Below are 24,265 nucleotides of genomic sequence, written 5' to 3' on the forward strand. Positions count from 1 at the left end.
TCTCGCGCCATTTTGACGGGCAGCTCCAGGGCAAAACGGTGGCGCTGTGGGGTCTGGCGTTCAAGCCCAATACCGACGATATGCGTGAGGCGTCCAGTCGACGTTTGATGGAGGCCTTGTGGGAAGCGGGCGCTACGGTGCGTGCCTACGATCCGGAGGCGAGAGAAGAGACTCACCGCCTCTATGGCGACCGTGCGGACCTCACGCTTTGCGAGGGCGCGTATCAAGCGTTGGACGGCGCGGATGTGCTGGCGATCGTCACCGAATGGAAGGCGTTCCGTAGTCCGGACTTCGCGCGCATTCGCAGCGCACTAGCCAGTCCCGCGATTTTCGATGGGCGCAATCTTTACGACCCCGCGGCGGTCGAGGAGGCCGGGCTGGCGTACTACGGCGTAGGCCGTGGCCGCAGCTTGAGGTCGTCGGGACGCGGGCCTTCCCCATGAATGTCCGTTCGCGGGTGCGGCATGCACAGGCGATTCCCGGAACCAGTGCCCGCGCCAGCTCCTGGCGCCTTGCAACCATCGCTATTTTTTTTCTGTGGACGTTCTTCTCCGTTTTTGTCTACAGCCATTTCAGCCAGCTGGGCGATAGTGAGGCGTATCTGACTGGTGCCTACGATGAGGATAGGCAGGCACGTACGGTGGTCATCACGCTGCTGTCGGTGAAGCTGCTGTCTCTGGTCAATAGTGAGCTTGTCGCGCACTTGGTGTTTTCGATGTTTGCCGCCAGTGGCATGGCCTATCTATGGGTACATGCGGGTTTGCACGGCAAGTATCGCTGGCCGGTGCTGGCGATCATGCTTAATCCGTGTTTTGGCGTGTGGGCTTCCGTCATCGGTCGCGAGTCCCTTTTTGTGGGCTTGCTTGGCTACTTCATGGGCGCGGTGCTTGCTTACTACACGTGCAAGCATTTGAGGCATCTGCTGCTGGCGGGAGTGTGCCTTGCAGGACTGATTTTTGTTCGAAGCGCCTACGGCATCGGCCTGGCCATCTTTCTGATCATGTTTGTGATGTACACCTTGCCGATCCGGATGAACCTCAGTGCCGGTGTGCATATCGTGCTCGCTGTGGGTCTGGCGGCCTTGCTGGTGATCGTCGCCTGGCCGGCGCTTGATAACTATCTTGTCAACGACATTCTTCCGAAGGCGAAGAGTTACTTCACCCTTACTTCGGCCACCACGCGAACCTGGATTCAGCTGAGGACATCCGGTGATCTGTTTTCAGGACTATGGTGGTCCTTACCGCTGGCCCTGGTGGGGCCGACGCCAGGTGAGGTGGCGGCACGTCCAGTGATGCTGCCGTTCTTTGTCTCGGGGCTGGTGATCGTTGGCGTGTTGCTGCATCAGCTATGGCTGACCTTGAACGGGGCGATGCCAAAAAGTGTGCGCAAGGTCCTGATGTTGGCCTGGTTGCCGTCGCTGGTCGTCATCCTGATTTCGTATGTGCCTTTCGGTATCTACAACCCGGGTAGCGGCATCCGGTACCTGTGCGGCGTTTTGCCCTTTCTGGTATTCCCCGCACTGTTTTGCTCGACCGTCCGTGCCGACAGCAGGTGCGCGCCGTTGAGGGTCATGTACCCGGCGCATCGCAGTAGCCGTGTGCTCGGTGCCGGGCCATGAGCGTGCTGGTATCTATGGTGCGCCTTGTGCCAGCGGCCATGTCTGTGTTCGTCACCGCCGGCATGATCGCCTTGTTGGGCAAGGGTCGATATGGCGAGCTGTCAGTGCTGATGGCGACTGGCGCTTTGTTGAACGGCCTGTTCTTTCATTGCTCGCGCAATCTCATTGTGTACCGGTCTCTGCTGCGGCTGCGTGCGGAGGATCTGGGTGACTCGTGGGGCGTCGGTGTGTTGTTGTCGATGCTCGCGCTGCTTGGCCTGGTCGGTGCGGGTCGTTTCGATGCACTGCTGTGGCTGCAGGTCATGCTGTTTCTGGTTTGCATCTCGCTGTGGGAGCGGGAGCTCGAATACCTGCGCTCAACGATGGATATCCGTGGGTATCTCGTGGTGGCTTGCGCCAGGCCGATGTGGAATCTGGCGGGCGTCGCCTTGCTATGGCCGTATCGTGGCATGGCGTGGGCTCCGCATGCCGCTTTTCTGGTCGTCAGTGTGTCGCCCATGCTGGCGTGTGCATCAAAGATGAGAGAAGTGTGGGGCAAGCTGACCTCCATCCTCAGCTTCTCCCTGGGTAATGTGGCGAGGACGATGCCGGCAGGCGTCGTCATCACGCTTTCCATCTCTTACATCTTCGTATCGGATGCACTACTCAAGTTGAGTATGAGCAGGTTCCTGCCGGCCGAGGCCATGGGGACCTATGCCTCGGGTGTCGATCTGATCATGCCGGGCTGTTGGGTGCTGGTTTTTTCGCTGGCTTGGGATTTCGCGCCGCGATTGCTTGCTGCCGGCAGGGACGATCAAGCGCGAATCATCGTGAGAAGAAGCCTGCCGGTGGCTGTGCTCTGGCTGCTTGCGGTGTTCACGGTGCTGGCGATGCCCGACATGGAGTTGCCATTGATCGGCAGTCATGGGCGTCTGTATGCGTTCCAGTTGCTCGGCAATATGCTCGCGGCCGGACTATCCGGGATTGTCTTTCCGGCGTTTGTCGCCATGGGGCGGCGCTACACGGCATTGAGCTGCGCGCTCTTCGGCTTCAGCTTGAATCTTTCGTTGGCGTACTGGGCGATACGCTCATCAGGCGGCGAGCCTGACCAGGCGCTGCACCTTTCCCGTGCGATTGCGATAGCTCAGGTGATGGCCGCGACCGTGGCCATTTCCATGCTTTGCCGATGTATCGCGTTGGCGCGCCGGTATCCGCAGCAGACAGCCGAGTCATGAAGATCATTCTTTTCGCCAATACGGATTGGTATCTGTACAACTTTCGGTTGTCTACGGCGCTTCATTTGAAGCAAGGCGGGCACGACGTGATTCTGCTCTCGCCACCAGGCGACTACGGCCACCGTTTCGCATCTTATGGGCTTCGATGGATCGCACTTCCAATGCAGCGATCCGGGCTCAATCCCTTGCGTGAACTGCGTACCGTGTATGCGCTGGTTGCCTTGCTGAAGCAAGAGAAGCCCGGCCTGTTGCACAGCTTTACCGTCAAAAGCGCTATCTATGGCGCCATAGCGGCACGCATGGCCGGCGTACCCGCCGTGGTGAACGCGGTGGCCGGCATGGGCTACGTGTTTGCCAGCGAAAGCCTGAAAGCTCGACTGCTCCGGCCGCTGGTGAGGCTGCTGATGCGAGTCACCATGGGCCAGGGCCACTCGCTACTTATTCTGCAAAACCCCGATGACGCCAAGATGTTCGTGGATGAGGGGCTGGTGCCCGAAGAGAAGCTGCGGATCATCCTCAGCTCCGGCGTCAACACCATGCAGTTCAGGCCAGTCGAGCGGCGCGCGTCACCGAAACGCCCACTCAGGGTTTTACTCGCGGCACGTCTGTTGTGGGCCAAGGGCATCAGAGAATATGTCGAGGCCGCGCGTCTGCTGAAGGACAAGGGGAGGGATATCGAATTCCTGATTGCTGGTATGCCGGATACGGGTAACCCTCAGTCAGTGACGACGGAACAGATTCTGGCGTGGTCGGAGGCTGGCATTGTGACCTGGCTCGGGCATATGGCGGATATGCATGCGTTTCTTCCGTCCGCGGATGTCATGGCCTTGCCCAGCTACTACCGCGAGGGCGTGCCGAAGAGTCTGATCGAGGCGGCTGCCTGCGGGTTGGCCATCGTCACTACGGACCGTCCAGGATGTCGCGAAGTGGTGGCCCGTGATGGTATCGACGGGTTGCTGGTGGAGCCGCGCGATGAACAATCGCTTGCTCATGCCATTGCACGCCTCGACGACGATCGCGATCTGCTACATCAATTAGGCATTCAGGCGCGCCGGAATGCGTTGAAGCATTTTGACGAGAGGATCGTCATCAGCAAGACCATGGATGTGTATACCGAATTGCTGCCCGAATTTCGTAATGACGACGCTAACGCGTGGCAGCCGGACGCGGCCTGTATGCATACCATCGGCCAGACAGAAGGTTGGGTGGAAAGCGACCATGTGCCGGCTCCTTCGAGGCCGGTATCGTGACGGGGCGGAGTCTTTTTCGCACAGCCAAGCCATTGCTGTTGGTTATTGGTGTGCTGTTCCGGGTATTTCCGCGTGTAGTTTTCGTGGGCACCTGGTTCCTGGTCAGGAGCATGCCCGGCAAGGTGGGGGTGCTGATTAGATATCTCTACGCCAGGAGGCTCGCCAAGGCTTGCGGCGACAATGTGTTGATCGGTCCGGCCTGCACCATCTTGCATTGGAAAAATCTGGAGCTCGGCAACAATGTGGCATTGCACGAGCGGAGTTATGTCGATGCCATCGGCGGCGTGTCGGTGGGGAATGACGTTTCCATCGCCCATGCCACTTCGATCTTGTCCTTCGAGCACACATGGACAAATCGCGCCAAACCGATCAAGTACAACGACCTGTCGCTTTCGCCGATTGCGATCGCGTCCGATACATGGATTGGATGCGGTGTTCGCATTCTGGCTGGCGCATGTATCGGCGAGCGTACGGTGATAGCCGCTGGCGCGGTGGTTCCAAAGGGTTGCTATAAGGCCGGTGTCTTTGCCGGTGTGCCGGCCCGGCTCAAGAAGGCAATTTCATAAACGGGACGCACCCACGTATGCGTTCTGCTTTTTTTTCGCGCTGGTGTCTCCGTCGACGAGTTGTTGATCGGTTATCCATGCCGAAGTACGAGCGCTGTTTTTAGAAATTGTTCTATAGCGACGTATGAGGCGTGGGTTTCATGCTCGTTGTTCGGATTGCTGCGGAGTCCACGTGATGGACGCAGCCTTCATTAACTATTGAATGGACACTCTTGACATGCCTGATACCAAGATCCCTACGATCCTTTACGCCTACGACGAAGCAGCGCAAGTCGAATTGCATAGCGGTGAGACCGCCGTGGATCGGACCCCGATTCTGCATGGCGGCGGCATGCCAGGTACGGTGGTGACCATCTATGACGGACAACAGCGCGCCGTGGGCTCTGCGCAGGTGAACACATCCGGCGAATGGGAGTTTGAACTGAAAGCGGACCTGGCCAGTAGTGTGAACTTGTTTCAAGTCAGTACGGATGGCCAGGCATTCAGCGAACTTTTCGAGATCGATGTCGATCCGCGGGTTTTCGCTCCCGTATTTATCGATAGCGTGAGCGGTAGGGATGGATCAGCGTTTGAAGAGGGCGGCACGACTGACCCGTATCCGGTGCTTACCGGCAAGGTGGATGTTGCATCCCCTTGGCTATGGGACATGGCCGGGGATGTCTGGGTGACGATCTATGACGGCAGCAAAGAAATTGGCAAGTTTCAGGTCACCGATGGCTCGGGTAACTGGGAATATCAGCTGGAAACAGCTTTGTCGCCGGGCGAACACCATCTCACCGCAAAACTAGGTAATAGCCCGGCTAGCGGGGCGGTTGACTTCAGCGAGCTGCCGGCTACTGATGTGGCGCCATCCATTGAGATCGTGCGAGACGTGACTGGCGGTTCGCAGGCTGATCTGAGCAGTGGGGATGTCACCGATGAGCGCAATCCCCGCATCCAGGGTAAGGGCGAGCCGGGTACGGACGTGGCGATCTATGACAACGGCGAGCTGATCGGCGCGGCGCATGTGAACAGTGCCGGCAATTGGTGGTTCACGGTGTGGAATCTGTTGGGAGGCGATCACCTCCTGGTAGTAAAGGGTGCCGATGACCACGAAAGCGCGCCGTTCAAGCTGACCGTGGATATCTCGGGCATCGTTCCGGGGATCTCCATCGTGCGCGATGTGAGTGGCGATTCGCCGGGCAATCTGAGCAGCGGCGACGTGACCCATGAGCGCAATCCACGTATTCAAGGCACGGCCGAACCGGGTACGGATGTAGCGATCTACGACAATGGCGAGCTGATCGGCACGGCGCATGTAAACATTGCGGGCAACTGGTGGTTCACGGCGTGGAATCTGTTGGGGGGTGAGCACAACCTAGTGGTAAAGGGAGCCGATGACCACGAAAGCTCGCCATTCAAGCTGACGATAGACAACTCGAGCATCGTTCCGGAAATTTCGATCGTGCGTGAGGTGACCGGCGATTCACCCATCAATTTGAGCAGCGGCGCTACGACCGATGAGCGCAATCCACGCATCCAAGGTACAGCCGAGCCGGGTACGGATGTGACGATCTACGACAACGGCGAATCGATCGGCACGGCGCATGTGAATAGTGCCGGCAACTGGTGGTTCACGGCGTGGGGGCTGGGTGAAGGAAAGCATGGCCTTAGCGTCACGGGAGCGCATGGCAACGAGAGCGCGGCTTCGTTCGAATTTATCGTTCAGACGATGCCCGCAACGCAGCCGGCCATCCAGGGCGCGATTGCCGCGGATGGCTCCCTGATTGGCTCTGGTTATGGCTATACAACGGTTGATGTTCGGCCAACGCTTTTTGGCAATAAGGCTGGGGCAAACGCTATCGTCACCATCATGGACGATGGCAAGGTGATCGGTATAACCCATGCCGGTGCGCAGGGCACATGGGCCTACGAATTCTCGGATGCGTTGCTGGACGGGACTCACCATATCACCGTACAAGTGGGTGCCGGCCCGGTGAGTAACGTGTTCGATCTTGGCGTCGCTACCTGGTCGCCGAAGATCAATTCCGTGTATGACCATGACACTGACCAATCCCACAGCCAGGGCGGCTTTGTCATCACTGATGCGCATCCGACAATTTCGGGCATTGCTCCTATCAGTAGCTACGTGACCCTGATGGATGGCGATAAAGTACTTGGCACGGTTAAGGCAGATGCCCAGGGAAATTGGAGCATTACCCCGACACTCGATCCTGGCTCGCATCATTTGAGTGTGAGTGCAGACAACGGCAAGAACGGTTCTTCGGCGTTCGATTTCAACACCAATGCCGCCCCGCAAGAAGACAGCCAGCCCGAGGAATTGGCACAGCATGACATTCTCGTTGATGGACACGACGATCTGTTTACCTCTCACTCGGAGCATGACAACACATCGCTGAGTGTGCACGATCTTGAGGTCAATCAGGTCTTGCCGCTGGGAGGCCTGGCTAGTCAGCATGCATCTACGGAAGGGCAGGCGCTCAATATCCACTTCCCGCTATCGCACGAGCCGATCCACGTTCCGATGTAATACGAATGGGAGAACGGATGGTGCTCGGGTTTTCTTTCCTCCTTCCGGGTTGATTGGCACCGAATCTCCGCTAGATAGGCTTTTCTCATCCCCCTGCTCGCGACGCGAAGCTAGTCCCGTGGGACAGGGGGATGTTGAGCGTTGGGGAAACCTCCGACGCAAGCGTTCTCTCAAGCACTCACCCCTCCCCAGTCCTCCCCTGTAAGCAGGGGAGGGAGCCAACGGCTCGCGTAGATGGGATTCGGCGCCAATCAAGCTCTCAGAAAATGGAGGGTGGCCTGCTGCGTTTCTACAGCGTGACCCTGCTGCGCATCAGTTCGAAGTCGAAACGCTCGTTGATTGGCTTCAACGCCGACCGGCTAGCATCTCTTCCACCAGCGGCGTAAACCGCTCCCAGCTGCCGGGTTGTCCGGGCAGTTGTGTCAGCTGTTCAACCGTACGCAGAAACTGGTCGCGTGGGTATTCAACGGCGCCCAGGCTGATGAGGTGGTTGTTGGTGACCTGGGCGTCGATGAGGGGGAAGTCCCAGCGTTGGAGCAGTTGACCCAGGGCGAGGAGGGCGAGTTTGGAGCCGCCGCTTTCGCGGCTGAACATGGATTCGCCGCAAAAGAGACGACCAACGGCGACGCCGTAGATGCCACCGATGAGGCTTTCGCCTTCCCAGACTTCGACGCTGTGGGCGTGGCCCATGGCGTGGAGTCCGTCGTAGGCGTCGATCATGGCGGGGACGATCCAGGTGCCTATCTGGCCGGGGCGTGGTGCGGCGCAGGCTTCGACGACGTCGCGGAAGGCGTGGTCGATGGTGACGCGCCAGGGTTTGCCGGCGAGTTGGCGGCGCAGGCTGCGGTTGGGTTTGAGGCGGCTGGTGTGGAAGACGCAGCGTGGGTCGGGCGACCACCACAGGATGGGTTCGTCTTCGTTGTACCAGGGGAAGATGCCGCGCGAGTACGCCGCGAGCAGGCGGCGCGGAGAGAGGTCGCCGCCGAACGCGAGCAAGCCGTTGGGGTCGGTCATGGCGCGACCGGGATCGGGGAACAGCTCCGGTTTGGCTGCGTCGAGAAGAGGCAGGCGGATCATGGCTCGGCGTCGCGGTGGGCATACGGATCATGTTGCAACAGATCGTGTGCATAAGCGTCGATGCCTTCGGCCTCGCGCGCAAGCGCAGCACGCACGGCAGCGCGGAAGCCCTTGTCGGCCAGGTAGTGGCGCGAGTGCGTGCGTACCGGCAGAAAGCCACGCGCGAGTTTGTGTTCGCCTTGGGCGCCGGGTTCGAAGCGCTGCAACCCTTCGCGGATCGCGTGTTCGATGCCCTGGTAATAACACAGCTCGAAGTGTAGGCCGGGTATGTCGGCGCGGCTGCCCCAGTAGCGCCCGTAGAGCGCGGCACTACTTTGCAGAAACAGCGCCATGGCGATGATGACGTCGCCATCCAGCGCCATCGCCACGTGTGAGACCGTGCTCAGACTGTGTCCCAGTTCGGCGAAGAAGGCCGAGGTCAGCGCGGCGTGATTGCCCTTGGAGTCAAAGGTGTTGGTGTAGAGCTGGTGTATCTCGCGCCATTGCTCACGGCTCAGCGCATCGCCACGGTGCCATTCGATACGCAGACCGCTACGTGCCACCTGTGCGCGTTCGTGGCGGATGTTTTTGCGCTTCTTGTGATTCAACGCAGCGAGGAAGTCGTCGAAGCTCGCATAGCCGCGATTGGGCCAATGGAACTGCACGTCGGTACGGTGCAGCCAATCCCGCCCGAAAGCGGGCAGATCGTCGGCACTGAGAAAGTTGGCATGCACGGAAGACAGCCCCAACTGGTCGGCCAGCGCCTGCATCGCGCTGGTCAGCGCTTGGCGTCGCTGTGGCGCCCTGGTGTGAGTGCCCGCCAGCAGACGCTCACCCGGCACGGGCGAATAGGGCACGGCGTTGAGCAGCTTGGGGTAGTAGTCGCCGCCGGCACGTTCCCATGCGCCGGCCCAGCTCCAGTCGAACACGAATTCGCCGTGCGAGTTGCCTTTGAGGTACAGCGGCGCGGCGGCGATCAGCGCATCGTTTTCATACAAACCCAGATGATGCGGACGCCAGCCCCAGTCCTCGCGAATACAGCCGGTGGATTCCAGCGCGGCGAGGAAGGCGTGGGAGAGGAACGGGTTGTCGTCCGTGCGCAGCGCGTTCCAGTCCGCGGCCGGCAGTTCGGTAATTCTGGAATGAAAGCGCGCTTCGATCACGGTGTCTCAGTGTGCGGCAACCAACAGTGAGTGTGGCTGCCGCGGGTCATTCAATGCACCGCCGGCAAGCGTGCAGCGAGGCGCTCGACGAAAGCCTCCGGTTTACCGTAATCGTGCTGATGCGGCAGCACCTGTCGCTTGTCGTGTACTTCCAGCAGGAGGGTAGGGAAGCCCTGTCCGCCGACTTCTTCCATCAGGCGGCGGCTAGCCTGCACGTGTTCGATCACCTGCGTGCTCTGCGCCTTGGCGAAGGCGGCGGCGAAGCGTTCGCCGTCGAGGCCGATTTCCATCGCCAGCTCGGTCAGTACCTCGGGTTCCACCACACGCAGGCCGCGCTGATAATGCGCATCCTGGATGGCGATCAGCATGGGGTACGCCTTGGTCGGATCGATCGCTTCAGCCGCCAGCACCGCTGTGATCGGCGGCAGCGAATACAGCACAGTACCTTGCTCGGCCAGCAGGCCTTCCAGATACGCCTTGCCGAACGGCTGCCCGCTGAGCTGGGCGATGCGCTGGTCGGCATGCACGATGTGTTCGGCCATGTCCGGATCCAGCCGGCGCGGTTCGCCAAACAGGCCGCCGCCGTGCAGTTGCAGGGCCAGCCGGCCGCCGAGTTTGTCGACGGCCGCGCTCACCAGCGGCTGCGCGGCATAGCACCAGCCGCACAACGGATCGTGGATGTAATGCAGGGTGGCATGGTGGCCGGACATCAGGCTTCCGCGATCTGCGGATTGTCCAGCCAGCGTTCGGCGTCCAGCGCGGCCATGCAGCCGAAGCCGGCCGAGGTGATGGCCTGGCGGTAGACATGGTCGGCCACGTCGCCCGCGGCAAATACGCCGGGCACCGAGGTCATGGTGGCCATGCCGTTCTGGCCGCTGCGGATCTTGATGTAGCCGTCGTGCATCTCCAGCTGGCCTTCGAAAATGCCGGTATTCGGCGTGTGGCCGATGGCGACGAAGAAGCCGGTGGCCGGGATATCGCGGGTGGCGCCGCTGTTGACGTCCTTCACGCGCACGCCGGTCACACCTGACGGGTCGCCCAGCACCTCGTCGACGGCGTGATTCCACACCAGCTCGATCTTGCCGTGGGCAGCCTTCTCGAACAGCTTGTCCTGCATGATCTTTTCGGCGCGCAGCTTGTCGCGGCGATGCACCAGGGTGACCTTGCTGGCGATGTTGGACAGGTACAGCGCCTCTTCCACGGCGGTGTTGCCGCCGCCGACCACCACCACTTCCTGCTCGCGGAAGAAGAAACCGTCGCAGGTGGCGCAGGCGGACACACCCTTGCCCTTGAAGTGTTCTTCGCTAGCTATGCCCAGGTACTTGGCGGTAGCGCCGGTGGAAATGATCAGCGCGTCGGCGGTGTACTCGCCGGAGTCGCCCTTGAGGCGGAACGGGCGCTGCTTCAGGTCCACGCTATGGATATGGTCAAACACCATTTCAGTATGGAAGCGCTCGGCATGCTCGGCCATGCGCTGCATCAGCGCCGGACCCTGCAGGCCCTCCACGTCGCCCGGCCAGTTGTCCACGTCGGTCGTGGTCATCAATTGACCGCCCTGTTGCAGGCCAGTGATCAGCGTCGGCTTGAGATTGGCGCGGGCGGCATACACGGCGGCGGTGTAGCCGGCGGGGCCGGAGCCGAGGATCAGCAGGCGGCTGTGCTTGGGGGTGGTCATGGTTATAATCCTTGGGGTCTACTGGCAGCTTGAATCGTTATTCGTTCCGACCCTTACAGCGGTTTCCTCATGCCGGTTCAAGGCATGGAGCCGGGTCGCCTAAGCCCGCAAGAATGGGGAAGACGCGTGACCGATTCAAGGCGTAGGTAACGGCGATACGCCAGAGTCCCGGGGCTCTCAGGGTTCCGGGCAGCTGGTGGGGGATATCGACGGGTTCATCCGGCACTCAAGGGCATATGCCGAGGATGGCCGCCTTTTTAGTGGCACGACCCGATCAAGCATAGAGGCGTGGCGGGTTCTGGCTTTTGCCCCTGCGACGCAGTAGAAGCAGGTTTGGTTCACCCCGAGGAAAAGGAATACGGTGGCGCGTAGCGCGAATGTCAAGAAGCAAAAAGAGCCCAGCGGCCTCAGCGAGGAGCTGAAGCGCCGTCTGCGCGAAGCCGGCGCGTTGCTGCTGTTGCCGCTCGCTCTGTACCTGCTGGTCTGCCTGTTCAGTTACAACGACCAGGACCCTAGCTGGGGCCATGCCAGCACGGTGGAGCATGCGCGCAACTTCGGTGGCGAAGTGGGCGCGAACATCGCCAACCTGCTGCGCTACATCTTTGGGCTGGTCGCGTATTGCTTCCCGCTGTTGCTGCTGATTCTCGGCGTGCAGGTGCTGCGCCATCGCGGCGAGCGCACGGTGCAGCCATGGGAGCCGTCGCTGCGGCTGATCGGCTTCGTGTTCTTCTTTATTACCGCGCCGGCACTGCTGTATCTCAATTTTCATGACGAGCCGATCCTGCCGCAGGGCGTGGGCGGCATCATCGGCCAATGGGTGGGCAGCGGCCTGCTGCACGCCTTCGGCGACAAGGGCGCGCCGCTGCTGTTGCTGGCGGTGTTCCTGGTGGCAGTGACGCTGGCCACCGGCCTGTCCTGGTTCAAGCTGATGGATTGGACCGGCCAGTTTGTACTCAAGGTCGCCAACTGGTTCGGCGGCAAGCTGCGCGAGGCGCCGGAAGCGCTAGCCGCGCGTCAGGCGCGCGCCGAGCGCGACGTGGTCAAGAAAGTGGAAGCGGTGAAACAGGCCAAGCGCGAACCGGTGCGTATCGAAGCCCAGCCGGCGCCGGTGGTAAAGAGCGAGCGCGCCAAGGTCGAGACGCAGATTCCGCTGTTCACCGGTGCCGCCGCGCCGGGCGAACTGCCGCCGCTCTCGCTGCTGGACGAAGCACCGCCGCAGGGTCCGGGCTATTCCGAAGAAACCCTCGAAGTACTGTCGCGCCAGGTCGAGCTGAAGCTCAAAGACTTCAAGATCGAAGCCAAGGTGGTTGGCGTGTATCCCGGCCCCGTCATCACGCGCTTTGAGCTGGAGCCGGCGGCCGGCGTGCGCGGTTCGCAGGTGTCCAGTCTGGACAAGGACATCGCGCGTGGCCTTTCCGTGGTCAGTGTGCGCGTGGTCGACGTGATTCCCGGCAAGAACGTGATCGGCCTGGAAATTCCCAACAGCAAGAAGCAGATCGTTTATCTCTCCGAGATCCTGCGCTCCGACAAGTACGACCAGCTGAAGTCGCCGCTGGCGCTCGCGCTGGGCAAGGACATCGCTGGCCGTCCGTCCGTGGCCGACCTCGCCAAGATGCCGCACTTGCTGGTGGCCGGTACCACCGGCTCGGGCAAATCGGTAGCGGTCAACGCGATGGTGCTGAGCCTGCTCTACAAGAGCAGCGCGAAAGACGTGCGCATGATCATGATCGACCCGAAGATGCTGGAACTCTCGGTGTACGAGGGCATTCCGCACCTGCTGGCGCCGGTGGTCACCGACATGAAGGAGGCCGCCAACGCACTGCGCTGGTGCGTCGCCGAGATGGAGCGCCGCTACAAGCTGATGGCCGCAGTCGGCGTGCGCAACCTGGCCGGCTTCAATAAGAAGGTACGCGACGCCGAGAACTCCGGCCAGCCGATGCTGGATCCGCTGTTCCGTCCGAACCCCGAAATGCCGAATCTCGCGGCCGAGCCGCTGGAGCCGCTGCCGTACATTGTGGTCATCATCGACGAATTCGCCGACATGATGATGATCGTCGGCAAGAAGGTCGAAGAGCTGATCGCACGTCTGGCGCAAAAGGCGCGTGCCGCGGGTGTGCACCTGGTGCTCGCCACCCAGCGTCCGTCAGTGGATGTGATCACTGGTCTGATCAAGGCCAATATCCCTACGCGCATCGCGTTCCAGGTGTCGTCCAAGATCGACTCGCGCACCATTCTCGATCAGTCCGGCGCGGAAACCCTGCTTGGCCACGGCGACATGTTGTATCTGCCGCCCGGCACCGCCACACCGGATCGCGTACACGGCGCCTTCGTGGACGACCATGAAGTGCACAACGTAGTGAACTGGCTCCGGTCGCAGGGCGCGCCGCAATACATCGAAGGCGTGCTGGAAGAAGTGCAGGCCACCAGCGACGGCAAGTTCATCAACGACTCCGGCTTGCCGCAGGAAGGCGAGGAGGGCGGTGATGCCGACACGCAGCTGTATGACAAGGCCGTGCGCATTGTGACTGAGACGCGCCGCGCATCGATCTCCGGTGTGCAGCGCCATCTGCGTATTGGCTACAACCGCGCCGCGCGTCTGATCGAGCAGATGGAGCAGGATGGCGTGGTGAGCGCGCCGCAGCACAATGGCAACCGCGAAGTATTGGCACCGCCGCCGCCGAAGAATTGAGGTTTTGTGCTGGGAAGGGTGAGCCAAGGGCTTACCCCGTCCCAGCCTCCCCCTGCTTGCGGGGGGAGGAGCTAAAACCTTGCGACATCGTGCTCCCTCCCCTACACGCAGAGGGGGGCTTGGGGAAGGGTAAAGCCCTTGCGACACCCCACCCAAACGCCAACCATTAAGCGACCCCCGCGCAAACTTCGCCACCATCGCGGAAACGAAACAGGGAACCCCATGAACCGCTTCATCGCTTTCACCGCCGCCGTCGCCTTGTCGCTGTGCGGCGCCGCCCAGGCCGCCTCTGGCCCGGCGCGCGCACGCCTCGACACCTTCGCCACCGGCCTGCACTCACTCACCGGCAAGTTCACCCAGACCCTGACCGATGCCGCCGGCAACGCTGGCAAGACCAGCTCCGGCACGCTGGCGCTCGAAGCGCCGCGCCAGTTCCGCTGGGATACGGTAGCGCCGTACAAGCAGACCATCGTCGCCGACGGCAGCCGCGTGTGGCTGTACGACCCGGATCTGGAGCAGGTCACGGTGCGCGTACAAAGCACCGAAGAAGCACACAGCCCGCTCACCGTGCTCACCGACCTCAAGCAGATGGACCGCGATTTCAAAGTGGCGGAGCAGGGCGAGCACGACGGCCTGAACTGGCTGCGCCTCACCTCTACCGGCAAGGACCCGCAGTTCGACTACGCCGATCTGGGCTTCGACGCTAACGGCCTGGCACGCATGACCTTCCGCGACCAGCTCGGCGCGGTCACCGACATCCGCTTCTCCGGTTGGCAGCGCAACGCCTCGATTCCCCCGGCCACCTTCAACTTTGTGCCGCCGAAGGGTGCCGATGTGATTGGCGACGCGCCGGTGATCACCACCCAGCCGCTGAAGAACTGATTCACTAGCGTGCTGCGCCAGCTGCCGCGTTGGGCATGGATCGGCGGAGGCCTGCTGGCCTTTATCGCCGGCATGATCAACGCGGTCGGCTTTATGGGTTTTCGCCATCAGGCGATTACCCATCTCACCGGCACCACCACCTTGCTGGGCGCCGCGGTGGCCGAGGGTAACCGCGGCGAGATGCTGCACTGGGCACTGGCTATCGTGTCGTTTCTGGCCGGCGCAGTGCTCAGCGGTTTCATCGTGCAGCAGCACACACTGAAACTGGGGCGCCGCTACGGCGTGGCGCTGATGGTGGAGTCCGCACTGCTGTTCGCCGCCGTGCCGTTGATCCACGACGGCAACGACATCGGCCTATGTCTCGCCTCCATCGCTTGCGGCCTGCAGAACGCGATGGCCAGTACCTATAGCGGCGCCACCTTCCGCACCACGCATCTCTCCGGCATTTTCACTGACCTGGGCATTTACCTCGGCCAGCGCCTGCGCGGGCTGGAGGTGGACAGCCTGCGCATCCAGGTCTGTGTGGTGATTGCGAGCAGTTTTCTCGTCGGCAGTGTGGTCGGCGCGCTGGTGTTCGGCGTACTGGCCGAGCGCACGCTGTTGCTGCCCGCGGTGCTCACCGGCGTCGTCGGCCTCGCCTACGCCATCTACCGCCACCGGCATCTGACCTAAGATTTGCTAGGGCACCTGCCGTGAACATGGCAGACTGATGACCACACGACCTTGAGTCGGACCCGGCGAATCATTCGGCGGGCAGAAAGGGACGCGACATGTATTTTCTATGGATGGTTGTAGGCGCCGTGCTTGGCGCTATCGCCGGGCAGAGCGTGTTTGCCGCGCTGTCCGGCACCGTGCTCGGCCTGTTGTGGGCGCGACAGTCGAAGCTATCCAAGGAGTTGCGCGACACCCGCGCGACGCTGGATGCGCTGGGTGCAGGAAATAAAGCCGTGCCAAAGCCGGCGGAGAGTCGGCCCTTTCCGCTGGTCGCGCCACCGGCAGCCGCGGTGGCCGTCGCGCCCATGCCGGCTCGCGACACACAGCCATTGCCGGTGATAAACAACCCGCCGTCATCCATGCCGAAGCCGACACCTGAGCCACCTCGCGCTCAGGTGCCCGCATCGCCGCCACCGCCGAGTGGCCCTACGCTGCCGGAGCGCGTGTGGGGTTGGTTCACGGAGGGCAACGTGCCGGTAAAGATCGGCATGTTGGTGTTGTTTGCCGGTGTGGCCGCCTTGTTGAAATACGCCTCCGACAGCGGCTTGCTGCACGTGCCGATCGGGTTGCGAATCAGCTTGGTGGCGGTCGCGGCGATTGCGGCGCTCGGTTTCGGTTGGCGCCAACGCACCGAACGGCGCGTGTTCGCGCTATCGCTGCAAGGCGGTGCGATTGGCGTGTTGTTGATAACGATCTTCGCGGCGTTTCGTTTGTACGATCTGCTGCCGCCCGCCGCGGCCTTTGCCTTGCTCGTGCTGCTGGTCGCCGGGATCGGGGTGCTGGCTGTGCTGCAAGACGCCTTGGCGCTGGCGGTGCTTGGCCTGCTCGCCGGTTTTGCCGCACCGATCCTGGTTTCCACTGGCAGCGGAAGCCATGTGGCGCTGTTCAGTTACTACGCGGTGTTGAACATCGCGGTGTTGGGCATTGCGTGGGTGCGTTCCTGGCGCGTGCTGAACCTGTTGGGTTTCATCGCGACGTTCGGCGTCGGTACGGCCTGGGGCGTGTTGCGCTATCAGCACGAACTGTTCGCCAGCACCGAGCCGTTCCTGATTCTGAATTTCCTGTTCTATCTGGTGATTCCGTGGCTGCATGTGCTGCGCGCCCCGGCGGATCGACGCCTGGTGATCGACGGCAGCCTGTTGTTCGGCAATCCGATCGTGAGCTTGCTGCTGCAGGGCGCGCTGCTGCGTTGGCAGGGCCAGAGCATGGCATTTTCCGCGCTGATCGCTGCCGCCATTTACGTGCTGGTCGCCTTCAGCGTGCGCCATCGAAGTGGGCTGCGATTGTTGCGCGACGCTTGGGCGGTGTTGGCGGTGGCCTTGGCTACGCTGGCCGTGCCCTTGGCATTGAGCGCCGGTGTCACCGGCAGCATCTTTGCGTTGGAAGGCGCCGGTCTGATCTGGCTGGGTTTGAAGCAGCAGCGCGCATTGTCTCGCTGGAGCGGTCTGGCCTTGCAGGTATTTGCGGCCGGCGCTTTGCTCATCGGTCGCGCGGGACATGCGCACGACACGATGCTGCCGCTGCTCAACGGCGATTTCGTCGGTGCGTTGCTGCTCGTTGCGGCCGCTTTTGCCGGCAGCACGTTCTATGCGCGCTGGGGTAGCGATGTCTTGACGCAGCGAATCATCGCGGTGGCTCTGTATGGGTGGGGATTGTGCTGGTGGTTGCTGGCATGCCACGCGGAAATCGTTCACTTCGCCGGGCCATCCATGAGGTTGGCTTGGGGCATCGCGCTGCTTGCGCTCACCGCCTGGGGCACTGCCGAGGTGGCGCAGCGCCGGCCCCCGCACGAACTGGGGCAAGTCATCGCTTTCACCGTGCCCGCGCTGTTCGTCTCCATACTTCTGCTGCTGATCCGGTGCGGCGTGGAGGAGGAGCAGCTGCTGGTCGGCTGGCGCTTGCTCAGCGTCGCGTTTGCCGCCGTGCTCGGCTGGCGCGCATTGGCTTGCCTGCGCGCCTACCCGTTGGCCGCGACGCTGGCACAGCTCGCCTGGCTATGGCGTTGGGCCGTGATTTTTACAGTGGCGATTGGGGTGGCTTTCGCTGGCAGTCGCTGGCTGTCGACCAACTGGTACGTGGTGCTGGCATCTATCCCGCTGTTGCTATTGCTCGCGCTGGCGTTGTGGCAGCCGCGGTGGATCGCTTCGCCGCTGTCCGAGCTTTTGCCACAGTGGCGTCCGCCGTTGCTGCATTCATTGCTGATGGTGTTGGCCGCGCTGGGTCTCTGGGCACTGCTGCAGGATGGCGACGCAGCACCGCTGCATTATCTGCCGCTATTCAATCCGGTGGAGATGCTGCTATTGCTGATCGCCCTGTGCGTAGCGCGTTGGCTTATCGACCCGGCCACGTCGCCAGCATTGCAGCATGCGCGTCCGATCATGCTTGGCGTGTTTGTGCTGCTGTTTACTACCAGCGCCACCTTGCGCGGTGTGCATCAGCTGGCCGGCGTGCCCTGGGACAGCGCGCTAAGCGATTCCAGCCTCGCGCAGATGTCGTTGACCGTGGTGTGGAGCGCGCTCGGCCTGCTGGCCTGGGTGTGGGGCTCACGCCGTGGCCAGCGGCTGGTATGGCTGGCCGGCGCGGTGATGATGGGTGTGGTGCTGGCGAAGTTGCTGCTGATCGATCGCGGGCACCTCGGCAATTTGTTCGGCATCGGCTCCTTCATCGCCTATGGCTTGCTGTGCACGGTGATCGGTTATCTCGCGCCGGCGCCCCCCAAGCGCCCGCTTTCATCTGAAGAGGAGGCCGCACATGCGCCTTGATCTGCGTTGGGTTTTGGCGGCATCGCTGCTGCCGCTGGCAGCGGCGCATGCCAGTTCGGTGACTGAATATGCCTACGGTTTCGCCTTGGATACCAAGAGCGAAAGCGAGGCTTATCGGGTGGCCTTAAGTCCCGCTGTGTATGCAGCATCGCGACCCGATGCCGGGCTGCGCGACATCGTGGTGATCAATGCGCAAGGGCGCCAGGTGCCGTTTGCGCCGATGCCGCCCACCGCACCACAGGTGCATACGTATTCGCTCAAAGCGAAGCTGCTGCCGCTGCCCACCAGCGATGCGGATGGTAAAGACAGCGTGCGGGTGGAGCGCACCGCTAACGGCGATATCGTGATCAATCAGCCGAGGGCGGTGGCCGCTGCGATCATGCCGGTGCAATGGCTGGTCGATGCGCGCCGTTCGATCGCCATCGACCACATCGATATCGATGCGCTGGACTCCGAGCACGACATGCAGATCCAGCTGGCGGTCGAAGCCAGCGACGATTTGCAGCAATGGAGTGAGCGCAACCAAGGCGCCACCATCGTCAGCGTGAAACGCGGCGAAGACGCCGTAGACCAGCGCAGCATCCCGCTCAGCGGCGAGCCGGCACGCTATTACCGCTTGCGCATCATCGATGGCGCGCCGGCCTGGGACAGCGAGCACACGCCCGCTGTCCAGCTTAGCGGTCATTACACCGACCCGGCCGCCGATCACGCCGCGTCGCTGCAGTGGCAGACCTTGCAGGCCACCACGTCAAGCACATCCGGCAATGGCCATGACTACGATTACGCATTGCCAGCCAGCTTGCCGCTGGAGGCCGTGCGAGTAACGTTGCCGGACGCCAATACCGCTGCACTGTTCCAGTTGTCGGCGCAGGCAGGCGAGGGTGGCAGTGCATCGTGGGGCCCGTTGGCCTCGATTACCGCCGTGCGCGTCGCGGGTAAAACCACGGCCGATGCCTCGTTCTCGCCGCAACGCGTGCAGCATTTGCGCTTGCACACGGATACGCCATTGCCGCAGGCGCCTGCACTGGCGGTGGCCTGGTTGCCGGATGAGTTTGTGTTTCTCGCCGAAGGCGGCGGCCCTTATCAGCTGTTGGCCGGCAGCTATGCAGCACGGCGTGCTGACTACCCGGTAGCTGCGGCGCTGGAAAGCCTGCGCGGAACCCACCCCGAAGGCTGGCAGCCGCCTTTGGCCGCCCTGGGCGCGCGCAGCGATGCGGGTGGCCCACAGGCTCTGGCAGCGCCCAAGGTGCCTTATGATTGGACCAAGCCGCTGCTGTGGGTGGTGCTGGTGGCGGGCGCGCTGGCAGTTGGCGGCATGGCGCTGAGTTTGTTGCGGCAATCCAAGCGTGACGATGCCCGCCCCTGATTCCTAGATTGTTTCCGTTACCTCATGTCCAAGCTGTCCCCATCCCCCGGGCTATTCGCCGAGTCCGATGAGCTGAAGCCGCTGGCCGAGCGCATGCGTCCGCGCAGCCTCGACGAGATCGTGGGCCAGCAGCGTGTGCTGGCGCCGGGCAAGGCGCTGCGCCGCGCGCTGGAAGCGGGGCGGGTGCATTCGATGGTGTTGTGGGGGCCGCCGGGTTGCGGCAAGACCACGCTGGCGCTGCTGGTGGCGCGTTATGCCGATGCGGATTTCCGCGCGATCTCCGCCGTGCTTTCCGGCCTGCCTGAAGTGCGCAAGGCGCTGGCCGAAGCCGAAGGCAACTTTGCCCAGGGGCGGCGCACCGTGTTGTTCGTGGACGAGGTGCATCGCTTCAACAAAGCGCAGCAGGATGCGTTTCTGCCGCACATCGAGAAGGGCATCATCATCTTCGTCGGCGCGACGACTGAGAACCCTTCGTTCGAACTCAACTCCGCCTTGCTCTCGCGCTGCCGCGTGCATGTGCTGGAATCCGTTTCCGTCGAAGACATCGTGGCTGCGCTGAAGCGCGCACTGGCTGATAAAGAGCGCGGCCTCGGCGATGAGCAATTGCAGGTGGCCGACGCATCACTGCAACTCATCGCCCGCGCTGCCGATGGCGACGTGCGCCGCGGCCTGACTCTGCTGGAGATCGCCGCCGAGCTGGCCCATGACGGTGTGATCGATGACGCCACGCTCGAACAAGTGCTGGCCGATCGCACGCGTCGCTTCGACAAAGGCGGCGAGCAGTTCTACGACCAGATTTCCGCGCTGCATAAATCGGTGCGGTCGTCCGATCCGGATGCCGCGTTGTATTGGCTGTGCCGCATGCTGGATGGTGGCGTCGATCCGCTCTACCTCGCACGCCGCATGACCCGCATGGCGGTAGAAGACGTGGGCCTGGCCGAGCCGCGCGCGTGGCGCATGGCGCTGGATGCGTGGGACACCTACGAGCGCCTCGGCAGTCCGGAAGGCGAACTCGGCCTGGCGCAGCTGGCGATCTGGCTGGCCATCGCACCCAAGAGTAACGCTGCCTACAAGGCCTACAACCAGGCGCGCGCCGTCATCCGCGAGAGCGGCACGCTGGACGTGCCCATGCACCTGCGCAACGCGCCGACCAAACTGATGAAAGGCCTCGGCTACGGCAAGGGCTATCAATACGACCACGATGCCGAAGGCGGCGTCGCGCTCGATCAGCAATGCCTGCCGGATGCGCTCGAAGGTACCGTGTTCTACGAACCCGTCGAGCGCGGGTTGGAATTGAAGTTGCGCGAGAAGTTGCTGAGCTTGCGTGAAGCGCGGCGGCAGGCGCGTGACAGAAAGTAGGCGGCTTTTTTTCTAGCGCTACGAGGACTCGATTAACTTCGAGTCCGCGCAACGCACTCCCTCCCCTGCTAGCAGGGGAGGGCTGGGGAGGGGTAAGTACTTGAGAAAGCGCTACTGGCGAGTTTGTCTCAAGAGCATCCCCTCCCAGCCTCCCCCTGCATGCAGGGGGAGGAGCAGAAACGGTACCCCCAACACACTCGAGGTAAGTCATGTCCATCGTCTGGTACTTCGATTTCATCTCCCCATTCGCATGGCTGCAGTGGCCCAAGATCAAGGAACTGGCGCAAACGCAGCCAGTGACACTGCGCCCCATCCTGTTCGCGGGCGTGCTCGACCGCGTCGGCCAGAAAGGGCCAGCGGAGATTCCCGCCAAGCGCGAGTTCTCGTATCGCTACGTGTTGTGGCGCGCGCAGCAAACCGGGCAGACGCTGCGCTTTCCGCCCAAGCATCCCTTCAACCCGCTGGCCGCGTTGCGCCTGTGCATCGCCGCTGGCTGCGACGTGCGCGCCACCGACGCGATCTTCGACTGGATCTGGGGGCAAGGGCAGGTCGCCGACACCATCGAAGCGTTGGCGCCGGTCGCCAAACAGCTCGGCATGGCCGATCCCGCCACCGCCGTTGCCGACCCCGCGGTGAAGGCGCAGCTGAAAGCCAATTTCGACGCGGCCATGGCGGAAAACATCTTCGGCGTGCCCACGCTGTCGATCGACGGCCGGCTGTTCTGGGGCGGCGACGCCCACGAATTCGCGATGGACTATCTGCGCAATCCAGCCATGTGGGACGAGGCCGAGATGCGCCGCGTTGCCACCTTGCCGGTTGGCGTCTCACGGCTCTAAGCGCTGCTGCGCTCTCCCTTGCGGCGTTTCGCGGTGCGGGCATAGATTCGCCGCACCCATAACGATTCGAACTGGGGAGGGCGAATCATGCGCGTACTCGTAGCAGGACTGATCGGCGGCATCGTGATGTTTATCTGGGGCGCCGTGGCGCACATGGCGCTGGGGCTGGGTAACCTGGGCATACACCAGCCCGCCAATGAGGATGTGGTGCTGAGCACCCTGCACCAGGGGCTGGGCATGCAGTCCGGCGTGTACATCCTGCCGTCAGTAGACCCGAGCAAAATGTCCGACCCGGCGGTGGTGACGGCGTATTCGGAAAAGACCAAGGTGTCACCGTACGCCTGGGTGGTCTACATGCCGCAAAGCGACAACCTGATGCAGATGGGCCCGCAGCTCGGCCGGCAATGGGCCTCCGACACGCTCTCCTCGTTGGCACTGGCCTTTGTGATGGGCCTGGCCGCCTTCAGCTTCAGCCGCCGCCTCTCCCTTGCCGTGGTGCTGGCCGTGTTCGCCTGGCTGAGCACGATGGTGCCGTACTGGAACTGGTACCGCTTCCCGCTGGACTTCACCCTGGCCGCCCTGGTCGAGCAACTGCTTGGCTGGCTGCTGGCCGGCGCCGCGATGGCCTGGTGGCTGGGGCGCAGCGAGCGCTCACGGGTCTAAGCGCCAACTCCCTCCCCTGCGTGCAGCAGGGGAGGGCTGGGGTGGGGTCAAGCCCCTCATCTCGTAACGCCGCCACAAGTACTCACCCCCTCCCAACCTCCCCCTATCCGACGGGACTAGCTTCGCGTCACAAGCAGGGGGAGGGGCTAACAGCACCTCGCGTTGCAGCAATCCGCCCCCCACAGCGATAATCCCGCGTTCAAGTCATCACCCGGATCCCACCATGCTGGACCCCGCACTACTGCGTTCGCGCCTGGCCGACACCGCCGCGCGCCTCAAGGAAACCCGAGGCTACGAACTCGACGTGACCGCGGTCGACGCGCTGGAAAGCGAGCGCAAGCACCTGTCCACCGAAACGCAGGAGCTGCAGAACCTGCGCAACACGCGCTCCAAAGCGATCGGGCAGGCCAAAGCCAAGGGTGAAGATGTGGCGCCGCTGATGGCCGAAGTCGCCGGCATCGGCGACAAACTCAAAGCCAACGAGCACGCCCTGGCCGACGTGCAGGCCAAGCTCGCCGCCATCGCGCTGGGCATCCCCAACATCCCGCATGAGTCCGTGCCGCAGGGCAAGGACGAAAACGACAACGCCGAACAGCTGCGCTGGGGCACCCCGCGCGCGTTCGCGTTTGAGGTGAAAGACCACGTCGACCTCGGCGCCCGCCACGGCTGGCTCGACGCCGACGCCGGCGCCAAGCTCTCCGGCGCGCGCTTCACCGTGCTGCGCGGCCAGCTGGCGCAACTGCATCGCGCGCTTGCGCAGTTCATGCTCAACCTGCAAACCACCGAGCATGGCTACCTCGAATGCAACGTGCCGTTGATCGTCAACGCCGAAAGCATGCAGGGCACCGGCCAGCTGCCGAAGTTCGAAGAAGACCTGTTCTCCACCCACGTGGGTGACAGCAAGCGCTACCTGATTCCCACCGCCGAAGTCGCACTCACCAACCTCGTTGCCGACAGCATCGTCGAAGCCGACGCACTACCCATGCGCCTCACCGCGCACAGCATGTGCTTCCGCGCCGAAGCCGGCAGCTACGGCCGCGACACCCGCGGCATGATCCGCCAGCACCAGTTCGAGAAAGTCGAAATGGTGCAGATCGCCTCGCCCGAGCAATCGCACGCGCAGCTGGAAGAAATGGTCGGCCACGCCGAGAAAGTGCTACAGCTGCTCAACCTGCCGTACCGCAAAGTGCTGCTGTGCACCGGTGACATGGGCTTCGCCGCCATCAAGACCTACGACCTGGAAGTGTGGCTGCCCAGCCAGAACACTTACCGCGAGATTTCCTCCTGCTCCAACTGCGGTGATTTCCAGGCCCGCCGCATGCAAGCCCGCTGGCGCAACCCCGCCACCGGCAAGCCCGAGCTGGTGCACACCTTGAACGGCTCCGGCCTCGCCGTGGGCCGCACCCTGGTCGCCGTGATGGAGAACTATCAGAACGACGACGGCTCCATCACCGTGCCCGAGGCCCTGCGCCCCTACATGCACGGCCTGGAAAAACTCGCCTGAGCACCCATGCCGCCATGAGCGCCCAGCGCTGGGACAAAGTGGAACTGATCGCCAGCTACTCGCTGCTGGTGATCCTAGCCACCGAGCTGCTCACCCGCCTGGGCCTGATCAGCATGTTCCCGCTGCCCATCGTGGACCTGGTACTCAGCAGCATCGCCACCGTGCTGGTACTCGGCGCGTTCTGGTTCGCCCGCCACAGCCGCAAACTGCGCTTCTGGGTGATCGGCTTCGCTGCCGCTACCCAGCTGGTGCCGATGGTGATTCGCCAGCCGGTACTGCTGTTGCCGCTGATCGGCGCGGCGATTCCGGTGGGGATTATTTTGTGGGCGCTGCTGGCGTTGTCCAAGAAGGGGCAGGGGACGGCGGGGCATTCCTGATAAGATATCGCGGCTTAAACGGCGCGCGATGCACGATCGGG

Annotated in this window: 20 protein-coding genes; 16 read left to right on the plus strand and 4 right to left on the minus strand. The window is 62.7% G+C overall.

Annotated features, from left to right (window positions below; translation table 11 throughout):
- The 6 genes from BM338_RS12565 to BM338_RS12590 all read left to right on the plus strand — a co-directional run.
- The coding region (locus BM338_RS12565) for a UDP binding domain-containing protein (protein ID WP_143109293.1) at positions 1 to 443 on the plus strand (443 nt) is incomplete at its 5' end.
- Between the two features lie 197 nt (positions 444 to 640).
- The gene (locus BM338_RS12570; RefSeq protein ID WP_143109294.1) at positions 641 to 1,618 is read left to right on the plus strand and encodes a hypothetical protein; all 978 of its coding nucleotides are present in this window, start codon (positions 641 to 643) and stop codon (positions 1,616 to 1,618) included.
- Positions 1,615 to 2,832 (plus strand): hypothetical protein, encoded by a 1,218-nt coding sequence (locus BM338_RS12575; RefSeq protein WP_090451289.1) that lies wholly within the window; start codon positions 1,615 to 1,617, stop codon positions 2,830 to 2,832. The genes BM338_RS12570 and BM338_RS12575 overlap by 4 nt, the downstream gene beginning before the upstream one ends.
- Positions 2,829 to 4,082 carry a glycosyltransferase family 4 protein gene (locus BM338_RS12580; protein ID WP_090451290.1) on the plus strand — a complete coding sequence of 418 codons (1,254 nt, stop codon included), beginning with the start codon at positions 2,829 to 2,831 and terminating at the stop codon, positions 4,080 to 4,082. The genes BM338_RS12575 and BM338_RS12580 overlap by 4 nt, the downstream gene beginning before the upstream one ends.
- 110 nt (positions 4,083 to 4,192) lie before the next feature.
- The gene (locus BM338_RS12585; protein WP_090452488.1) at positions 4,193 to 4,648 is read left to right on the plus strand and encodes an acyltransferase; all 456 of its coding nucleotides are present in this window, start codon (positions 4,193 to 4,195) and stop codon (positions 4,646 to 4,648) included.
- Between the two features lie 217 nt (positions 4,649 to 4,865).
- Complete coding sequence (locus tag BM338_RS12590; RefSeq protein ID WP_090451291.1) at positions 4,866 to 7,178, plus strand: Ig-like domain-containing protein; 2,313 nt, start codon at positions 4,866 to 4,868, stop codon at positions 7,176 to 7,178.
- Positions 7,179 to 7,523: 345 nt separating this feature from the next.
- Here BM338_RS12590 and aat read toward each other — a convergent pair whose 3' ends face one another.
- From aat to trxB, 4 genes are read right to left on the minus strand one after another with little or no spacing between them, the layout of a single operon-like run.
- Complete coding sequence (gene aat, locus BM338_RS12595) at positions 7,524 to 8,255, minus strand: leucyl/phenylalanyl-tRNA--protein transferase (RefSeq protein ID WP_090451292.1); 732 nt, start codon at positions 8,253 to 8,255, stop codon at positions 7,524 to 7,526.
- Entirely contained in the window at positions 8,252 to 9,397 is a 1,146-nt protein-coding gene (locus BM338_RS12600; RefSeq protein WP_090451293.1) for a GNAT family N-acetyltransferase, read from the minus strand. Before BM338_RS12600 ends, aat begins: the two co-directional genes overlap by 4 nt.
- Positions 9,398 to 9,447: 50 nt before the next feature.
- A complete protein-coding gene (locus tag BM338_RS12605; RefSeq protein ID WP_090451294.1) occupies positions 9,448 to 10,107 on the minus strand; it encodes a DsbA family protein in 660 nt (219 codons plus the stop codon).
- Positions 10,107 to 11,072 (minus strand): thioredoxin-disulfide reductase, encoded by a 966-nt coding sequence (trxB, locus tag BM338_RS12610; RefSeq protein ID WP_090451295.1) that lies wholly within the window; start codon positions 11,070 to 11,072, stop codon positions 10,107 to 10,109. Before trxB ends, BM338_RS12605 begins: the two co-directional genes overlap by 1 nt.
- A 418-nt stretch (positions 11,073 to 11,490) precedes the next feature.
- Between trxB and BM338_RS12615 the strand changes: the two genes are divergently transcribed.
- From BM338_RS12615 to BM338_RS12660, 10 genes are all read left to right on the plus strand, one after another.
- Entirely contained in the window at positions 11,491 to 13,761 is a 2,271-nt protein-coding gene (locus BM338_RS12615) for a DNA translocase FtsK (RefSeq protein WP_255367337.1), read from the plus strand.
- A gap of 222 nt (positions 13,762 to 13,983) precedes the next feature.
- Positions 13,984 to 14,643, plus strand: coding sequence for an outer membrane lipoprotein periplasmic chaperone LolA (lolA, locus tag BM338_RS12620; protein ID WP_090451297.1), 660 nt, complete (start codon positions 13,984 to 13,986; stop codon positions 14,641 to 14,643).
- Between the two features lie 9 nt (positions 14,644 to 14,652).
- Entirely contained in the window at positions 14,653 to 15,315 is a 663-nt protein-coding gene (locus BM338_RS12625; protein WP_090451298.1) for a YoaK family protein, read from the plus strand.
- Between the two features lie 98 nt (positions 15,316 to 15,413).
- On the plus strand, positions 15,414 to 18,119 hold the full coding sequence (locus BM338_RS12630; RefSeq protein ID WP_090451299.1) for a DUF2339 domain-containing protein: 2,706 nt from the start codon (positions 15,414 to 15,416) through the stop codon (positions 18,117 to 18,119).
- On the plus strand, positions 18,109 to 19,485 hold the full coding sequence (locus tag BM338_RS12635; protein ID WP_090451300.1) for a DUF3999 family protein: 1,377 nt from the start codon (positions 18,109 to 18,111) through the stop codon (positions 19,483 to 19,485). The genes BM338_RS12630 and BM338_RS12635 overlap by 11 nt, the downstream gene beginning before the upstream one ends.
- Positions 19,486 to 19,509: 24 nt before the next feature.
- The gene (locus tag BM338_RS12640; RefSeq protein WP_090451301.1) at positions 19,510 to 20,844 is read left to right on the plus strand and encodes a replication-associated recombination protein A; all 1,335 of its coding nucleotides are present in this window, start codon (positions 19,510 to 19,512) and stop codon (positions 20,842 to 20,844) included.
- Between the two features lie 209 nt (positions 20,845 to 21,053).
- Complete coding sequence (locus tag BM338_RS12645) at positions 21,054 to 21,680, plus strand: 2-hydroxychromene-2-carboxylate isomerase (protein ID WP_090451302.1); 627 nt, start codon at positions 21,054 to 21,056, stop codon at positions 21,678 to 21,680.
- Between the two features lie 87 nt (positions 21,681 to 21,767).
- Positions 21,768 to 22,343 (plus strand): hypothetical protein, encoded by a 576-nt coding sequence (locus tag BM338_RS12650; RefSeq protein WP_090451303.1) that lies wholly within the window; start codon positions 21,768 to 21,770, stop codon positions 22,341 to 22,343.
- Between the two features lie 223 nt (positions 22,344 to 22,566).
- Positions 22,567 to 23,847, plus strand: coding sequence for a serine--tRNA ligase (gene serS / locus BM338_RS12655; protein ID WP_090451304.1), 1,281 nt, complete (start codon positions 22,567 to 22,569; stop codon positions 23,845 to 23,847).
- 14 nt (positions 23,848 to 23,861) lie between these two features.
- A complete protein-coding gene (locus tag BM338_RS12660; RefSeq protein WP_177229335.1) occupies positions 23,862 to 24,224 on the plus strand; it encodes an LrgA in 363 nt (120 codons plus the stop codon).
- The last annotated feature ends 41 nt before the right edge of the window (positions 24,225 to 24,265 follow it).

The sequence above is a fragment of the Dyella sp. OK004 genome (genome assembly GCF_900114495.1).
Taxonomy (GTDB): Bacteria; Pseudomonadota; Gammaproteobacteria; order Xanthomonadales; family Rhodanobacteraceae; genus Dyella_D.